Source organism: Kitasatospora sp. NPDC057936 (genome assembly GCF_042887525.1).
Lineage (GTDB): Bacteria > Actinomycetota > Actinomycetes > Streptomycetales > Streptomycetaceae > Kitasatospora.
The window spans coordinates 1-7,008 of sequence record NZ_JBHVPD010000102.1; the positions used below are offsets into that span (position 1 = coordinate 1).

At 73.5% G+C, this 7,008-nt stretch carries 7 protein-coding genes; 5 read left to right on the forward strand and 2 right to left on the reverse strand.

The window, feature by feature from the left end:
- Nucleotides 1–195 precede the first annotated feature (195 nt).
- From ACFVU9_RS37265 to ACFVU9_RS37285, 5 genes are all read left to right on the forward strand, one after another.
- On the forward strand, nt 196–1,551 hold the full coding sequence (locus ACFVU9_RS37265) for a VWA domain-containing protein (protein ID WP_380436703.1): 1,356 nt from the start codon (nt 196–198) through the stop codon (nt 1,549–1,551).
- A 262-nt stretch (nt 1,552–1,813) separates the two neighbouring features.
- Nucleotides 1,814–2,785 carry an FHA domain-containing protein gene (locus tag ACFVU9_RS37270; RefSeq protein WP_387601284.1) on the forward strand — a complete coding sequence of 324 codons (972 nt, stop codon included), beginning with the start codon at nt 1,814–1,816 and terminating at the stop codon, nt 2,783–2,785.
- 131 nt (nt 2,786–2,916) lie between these two features.
- Nucleotides 2,917–3,834 (forward strand): ABC transporter ATP-binding protein, encoded by a 918-nt coding sequence (locus tag ACFVU9_RS37275; protein ID WP_380499428.1) that lies wholly within the window; start codon nt 2,917–2,919, stop codon nt 3,832–3,834.
- Nucleotides 3,831–4,991, forward strand: a complete 1,161-nt coding sequence (locus ACFVU9_RS37280) for an ABC transporter permease (protein ID WP_380436698.1) — start codon at nt 3,831–3,833, stop codon at nt 4,989–4,991. The genes ACFVU9_RS37275 and ACFVU9_RS37280 overlap by 4 nt, the downstream gene beginning before the upstream one ends.
- Before the next feature lie 101 nt (nt 4,992–5,092).
- Complete coding sequence (locus ACFVU9_RS37285; RefSeq protein ID WP_380436696.1) at nt 5,093–5,497, forward strand: globin; 405 nt, start codon at nt 5,093–5,095, stop codon at nt 5,495–5,497.
- A 144-nt stretch (nt 5,498–5,641) separates the two neighbouring features.
- On the opposite strand, the gene ACFVU9_RS37290 is transcribed toward ACFVU9_RS37285, so the two are convergent.
- Together ACFVU9_RS37290 and ACFVU9_RS37295 are read right to left on the reverse strand one after the other, a co-directional pair.
- A complete protein-coding gene (locus ACFVU9_RS37290) occupies nt 5,642–6,334 on the reverse strand; it encodes a hypothetical protein (RefSeq protein ID WP_380436694.1) in 693 nt (230 codons plus the stop codon).
- Between the two features lie 68 nt (nt 6,335–6,402).
- Nucleotides 6,403–6,879 (reverse strand): acyl-CoA thioesterase, encoded by a 477-nt coding sequence (locus ACFVU9_RS37295; RefSeq protein WP_380499425.1) that lies wholly within the window; start codon nt 6,877–6,879, stop codon nt 6,403–6,405.
- Nucleotides 6,880–7,008: the final 129 nt, after the last annotated feature.

Consider the following 7,008-nt stretch of genomic DNA (forward strand, 5'->3'; position numbering starts at 1 on the left):
CGCCGGCACCGCCCGCGCCGCCGGCCGGCCCGCCGGGCGCCCCCGGGGTGCCGCCCGTTCCGCCGCAGCCGCCGCACCCGCCGACCGCCTGACGTCCCGACGGTCCGTCCCGCCCGCCCCGCCCGGCCCGAGCGCCGGGCGGGTGCACCGACCGATCCCGCATCAACCCTTCATCCCGACGGGAGCCACCGGCCCATGGCAACACTGGCTAAGCCGAACCTGCCCAGGTTCGACGTGGACATCTTCCAGAACGAGTTCCTCGCCGACGGTGCCCGCGAGGTCAACGCCATCGTCACCGTCACCGCGACCGGCGGCGGCACCACCGGCGGCCGCCCGCTCGGCGTCGCCGACGCCGGGACGCAGGGGGCCGCCGGCACCGCCGCCGTGGTCATCCTGGTCGACTGCTCCGGCTCGATGGACTACCCCAAGAGCAAGATCAACGGCGCCCGCGAGGCCACCGCCGCCGCCATCGACGCCCTGCGCGACGGCACCGCCTTCGCGGTCGTCGCCGGCACCCACGAGGCCCGCGACATCTACCCCGGCGACGGCACCCTCGCCACCGCCTCCGCCACCACCCGCGAACACGCCAAGGAGTCCCTGCGCCGCCTCACCGCGGCCGGCGGGACCGCCATGGGCACCTGGCTCGCCAAGGCCGACAAGCTCTTCCTGACCCGCCGCGACATCTCCATCCGGCACGCCATCCTGCTCACCGACGGCAACAACGAGCACGAGTCGGCGCAGGACCTCGCCCGCAACATCGAGCGCGTCACCGGCCACTTCACCGCCGACTGCCGCGGCGTCGGCACCGACTGGCGGATCGACGAGCTGCGCACGATCTCCTCCGCGCTGCTCGGCACCGTCGACATCGTCGCCGAACCGGGCGGCCTCGCCGACGACTTCCGCTCGATGATGGCCGGCGCCATGGGCAAGCAGGTCGCCGACGTCGCGCTGCGGATCTGGACCCCGGCCAACGCCTCGGTCAAGTTCGTCAAGCAGGTCGCCCCGAGCGTCGAGGACCTCACCGCCCGGCGCGCCGAGGCCGGGCCGCGGGCCGGCGACTACCCGACCGGCTCCTGGGGCGACGAGAGCCGCGACTACCACGTGTGCGTCGAGGTCCCGGCCGCCTCGGTCGGCAACGAGATGCTCGCCGCCCGGGTCAGCCTCGTGCTGCCCCCGCAGGCCGCCGGCGGCACCCCCGAGGTGCTCTCCCAGGGCCTGGTCAAGGCCGTCTGGACGGACGACCTCGCCTCCTCCACCCGGATCAGCCCGCAGGTCGCCCACTACACCGGCCAGGCCGAGCTCGCCTCCTCCATCCAGGAGGGCCTGGAGGCGCACCGCGCCGGGGACGTCGACACCGCGACCGCCAAGCTCGGCGCCGCCGTCCGGATCGCCCACGCGACCGGCAACGAGGGCACCTACAAGCTGCTCCAGAAGGTGGTGGACGTCGTCGACGCCAAGGAGGGTACGGTTCGGTTCCGTAAGAACGTGAGCGAGGCCGACTCGATGACCCTCGAGACCCGGTCGACGAAGACCGTACGTGTGAAGAAGTGACCGCTACCGCTGAAGACGTGACCGGGCCGCCGCCCGGCGCGACCGCCGCCCCAAGCCGGCACGAACTGAGGGGGACCTGATGCCGATCTGCCCGAGGGGCCATGAGTCGCAGGCCGAGGACTGGTGCGACTTCTGCGGCTTTCCGATGACTCCGCCGCCCCCGGCCCCGCCCGGAGCCCACCCGGGGGCGTACGGAGCCGCACCCGTGCCCGGCGCACCCGCCGGGCACCCGGGGCACGGGGCTGCACCGTACGGGGCGCCGATGCCGCCGATGCCGCCGGGCGCGGTGCCGCCGCCCCCGCCCGCCCCGGCGCCGCAGGGCCTGACCGAGGGCCTGACGGTCTGCCCGATCTGCCGCAGCCCGCAGACCGGCCGGTTCTGCGAGGAGTGCGGGTACGACTACGACCTGTCCACCCCCTCGCGCCGGCAGGCCCCGGCCGGGCACGCCCCGGTGCCCCCGCCCGCGCAGGCGCCCGCGCCGCTGAACATCCCGGCGGCGTACGGCGGCCCGGCACCGGCCCCGGTGCAGCCGCCCGTCCACCAGCACGCGCCGGCTCAGCCGCACGCTCCGGCCCAGCCCATGCCGTCGCAGCCGATGCCGTCGCAGCCGCAGCCGCCCGTGCAGCCGCACACCTACGGCTACCCTCCGCCCGAGAACGGCTACCCCGAGGCCGCCTTCCCGGAGGCCCCGGTGCGCGAGGACTCCGGCCCGGTCTACGCCGACCCGGGCAACCGCGACTTCGGCACGTCGTTCAACCTGGCCCCGCCGATGCCGGCGCAGCCGGATCCGCAGCAGCACGCCGCCGTCCCGCCGCAGCCGGTGCGGACCAACTGGATCGCCGTCGTCGCGGCCGACCGCGAGTACTTCACCGAGATGATGGCCCGCAGCGGCCCCGAGGCGGCCGGCCTGTTCTTCCCGCCGTACTGCCCCGAGCGGCGCGTCCCGCTGACCGGCCGCGGCCAGCTGCGGATCGGCCGGCGCAGCCAGCACCGCGGCACCGTCCCGGAGATCGACCTGTCGGTGCCGCCGGAGGACCCGGGCGCCTCGCACCAGCACGCGCTGCTCGCCGAGCAGGCGGACGGCAGCTGGGTGCTGGTCGACCAGGACTCGACCAACGGCACGACGGTGAACGGCGGCTCCGAGCCGATCGCGCCGCACGTCGCCGTGCCGCTGAACGACGGTGACCGGATCCACATCGGCGCCTGGACGACCATCACCGTGCACCGCGCCTGACCAACGGTCAACAGGGCCGGGCGGATGACAACATTCGCCCGGCCCTGCGTTTTCCCGGTTCCTCAAACAATGCACAAATCTCTGGTCGCCGATGTGCATATTTTCAGACGAAAGCCCTACGCTCTGGGCTCATGACTGCAGCTATATCCGCTGACGGCATCCGTCAGCGGTACGGGGACGTGCAGGCTGTCGACGGGGTGTCACTCACGGTCGAAGCCGGCGAATTCTACGGAATCCTGGGGCCCAACGGCGCCGGGAAGACCACCACGCTGGAGATCCTGGAAGGGATCCGCAAGCCCGACGAGGGCCGGATCGAGCTGCTGGGGATGGCCCCCTGGCCGCGCAACCCGCAGCTGCTGCCGCGCATCGGCGTGCAGTTCCAGGCCTCCGCCTTCTTCCGCAAGCTCACCGCCCGGGAGACCATCCGCACCTTCGCGTCGTTCTACGGGGTCGGCCCCAAGCGGGCCGACGCGATGCTGGAGCGGGTCGGCCTCGCCGACAAGGCCGGGGTGATGACCGAGCAGATGTCCGGCGGCCAGGCCCAGCGCCTGTCCATCGCCTGCGCGCTCGCCCACGACCCGGAGCTCGTCTTCCTCGACGAGCCCACCACCGGCCTCGACCCGCAGGCCCGGCGCAACCTCTGGGACCTCCTGCGGGACATCAACCGCGAGGGCCGCACCGTCGTCCTGACCACCCACTACCTGGACGAGGCCGAGATCCTCTGCGACCGGGTCTCGATCATGGACCACGGCAAGATCCTGCACACCGGCGCCCCCGCGGCACTGATCCGCGAGATCGACGACACCGTCCGGATCAGCGTCGAGTCCGGCCAGCTCGCCCTCGACCGGGCGCGCGACCTGCTCGCCGCGGCCGGCGCCGACATCGCCTCCCTGGAGGACGACGGCACCACGCTGTCCCTCTCCACCCGCCTCCCGGCCCCGATCCTGGCCGTCCTCGCCGAGCACAACGCCCTGCGCGGCCTCGAAGTGCGCGGCGCCACCCTGGAGGACGTCTTCCTCCAGCTGACCGGACGGGAGTACCGGGCATGACCGCCACCCAGTCCACCGAGCCGAAGGTGCCCGCCCAGCGCGGCGGTGCGGCCGACGCCGCCGCGGACAACGAGCGGGTCAGCGCCTTCTGGAGCCTGTCGCGCTCGATGCTGCTGTCGTTCAAGCGCGACCGCAGCGCCGTCTTCTTCGTCATGCTGTTCCCGCTGATGTTCCTGCTGCTGTTCGGCACCCTGCTCAAGGGCGCCACCAGCCCGCACGCCAAGGTCGCCCAGGTCGGCGCCGTGCAGGTGCTGGACTCGGTGCAGGGCGAGGGCCGCGCGGAGCTCGACAAGGTCCTGGAGATCACCAGGACCGACGACGAGGCGGCCGCGCTCACCAAGGTGCGCAAGGGCGACCTCGACGCGCTGATCGAGCAGGGCCCGGACGGCAGGATCGAGCTGCACTTCAGCGCGGCCGACCAGGTCCGCGCCGGCTCCGTCCAGGGCATCCTCAACGCGATCGTCCAGCAGGCCAACCAGGCCGCCTACCAGCAGGCCACCGGCAAGCCGCCGGCGTTCTCGCTGGACGCGACCCAGGTCGAGGACCAGTCGCTCAAGCCGATCCAGTTCCTCACCCCCGGCCTGCTCGGCTGGGCCGTCGCCACCGGCGCCGTGTTCGGCGCCTCGCTGACCCTGGTCGGCTGGCGCAAGCAGAAGGTGCTCCGCCGGCTGCGGCTCGCCCCGGTCAGCGCCTTCTCGGTCATCGCCTCCCGGGTCGTGGTGTCGGTGGTCACCGCCCTCGCCCAGACGGCGATCTTCCTGGTCGTCGCCACCACGCCGTACTTCGGGCTCAAGCTCAGCGGCGACTGGTGGCTGATCATCCCGCTGGTGGTCTGCGCGACCATCGCCTTCATGTCGATCGGCCTGCTGGCCGGCTCGATCGCCAAGACCGAGGAGGCGGCCAACGGCATCTCGCAGATCATCGTGCTGCCGATGTCGTTCCTCTCCGGCTCCTTCTTCAAGATGGACGACGCCCCGGGCTGGCTGAAGACCATCTCCGAGGTGCTGCCGCTTCGGCACCTGGTCGACGCCGCCGGGTCCGTGCTCAGCCGCGGCGGCGGCGTCATGGACGCGCTGCCCGCCATGGGCATCCTGCTGGGCTTCGCCGTCGTGCTGACGCTCATCTCGGCGAAGCTGTTCAAGTGGGACGACGTCTGACCGTCGCTCCCCGGCAGTGCCACGGCACTGGCCCAACCCCGCGGGGTCGTACGCCTTTGGTCCCGGTGTACGGCCCCGTCGGCGTCTGCGACCATGGTCGGGTGAATGAGATCCGGCGTGGCACGCTCAGCGAGGAGAGCTTCTTCGACAAGGTCGGCGGCGAGCCGACCTTCCGGCGGTTGGTCCACCGGTTCTACCAGGGCGTCGCCGAGGACGAGTTGCTGCGCCCGATGTACCCCGAGGCGGACCTCGGCCCGGCCGAGGAGCGCCTGGTCCTCTTCCTCATGCAGTACTGGGGCGGCCCGCGCACCTACAGCGAGCACCGCGGCCACCCGCGGCTGCGCATGCGGCACGTGCCGTTCAAGGTCGACCGCGCGGCCCACGACGCCTGGCTCACGCACATGCGCGCGGGCGTCGACGAACTCGCCCTCCCCGCCGAGGACGAGCAGCAGCTGTGGGACTACCTCACCTACGCCGCCGCCTCGATGATCAACACCGAGGGCTGATCAACGCCGAGGGCTGATCGGCCCCTGCGGCCCTGCCCGAGCGGACCTACCTGCGCGGACCTGCCCGAGCAGCCCTGCCCGAGCGGACCTGCCCGAGCGGACCTACCTGCGCGGACCTGCCCGAGCAGCCCTGCCCGAGCAGCCCTACCTGAGCGGGCTGAGCCCCAGCCCCGCGCCCGGCGCGGCCGCCGTGCGGACCGCCACCGACCCGGCCGGGGCGCTCAGCCGCAGCCAGCCGCCGGCCCGGTGCACGGTCAGCGGGGCGTCCGGCTTCAGGAAGCCGATCACGTACGCCGCGTGGACCGCCCGCAGCGGCAGCTCCGGCAGCGCCGCCACCGGGCGGGACCAGATCTCGTCGGCCAGTTCGTCCAGCACCGCGCGGCTGCGGTGGTGCTCCGGGACGGCCTCGCTGCGCTCGCGGAACTCCCGCACGCCGGCCATCAGTTCCGGGTACACCCGGGCCACCGCCGGCTCCCCGACCGGCCGCCAGCCGGTGCGCGGCGGCAGCAGCCCGGCCCAGGCCGGGCCGGTCACCGGCGCGGGCAGCGCGACCGCGCCCGTCCCCGCGTCGACGGCGTCCAGCAGTTGGCCCGCCGAGACGGTCCGGTCGACCGGCTCGCCGAGGCCGGTCAGCCGCGCGGTGCGGATCGCCAGCGCGCCCGAACCGCCCAGCGGCAGCCGCCCGAAGACCGCCAGCACGCCCTCGCCCCCGGCCGGGGCCACCGCCTGCAACCGCACCGCCGCCGCCTTGTCGAAGCGCAGCAGGCGCAGCAGGAAGGCGGACAGGTCGGCGGCCTCGCCGGCGTCGGTCAGCGCGAGGCGGTCGGTGGTGGTCAACGCGGTTCGGCTCTCATCGGTATCGGTAGGAGGTTTCTGCGCTCAGGTTCTGCGCTCGGGTTCTGCGCTCAGGCGACGGCGACGGCCGCTTCGGCCTTCAGCTCGCCCTGCTGCGCCGGGACGGACTCGTCCACGAAGCGGGACAGGAACTGCCGCTCCACCGCGGAGATCCGGCGCGGGCGCTGCTCGGCCAGGTCGTAGGGCACGACCACGGTGGAGGCGCGGACGTACACGATGTCGCCGCCGTCCTCGGCGGTGTCCTTGATCTCGTACGCCACGGTCAGCGAGGCGACACCGATCTTGGTCACCCAGGTCTCGATGGTCACCGGCTCCGGGCGGTGCACCAACGGCCGCTTGTAGTCGATCTCGTGGCGCGCCACGACCGACCCGCCCGCGAACTCCCCGGCACCGGCCGCGGCGGCCTGGGTGAACATGAAGTCGATCCGGGCCTCCTCCAGGTAGCGCAGGAAGACCACGTTGTTGACGTGCCCGAAGGCGTCCATGTCGGACCAGCGCAGCGGGCAGGCGTAGATGTGGCGGGCCACAGGTGTTCTCCTCGGTGTCCGGTCGCCCGCCGCGGTTCGGCGGCGGCGGGCCGCGGGGCCGGCCGGCCCCCCCCGGGGGGGGGGTGGGGGGCCGGGGGGAAGACGGGGGGGCGGGGGCCGGGGGGGTGG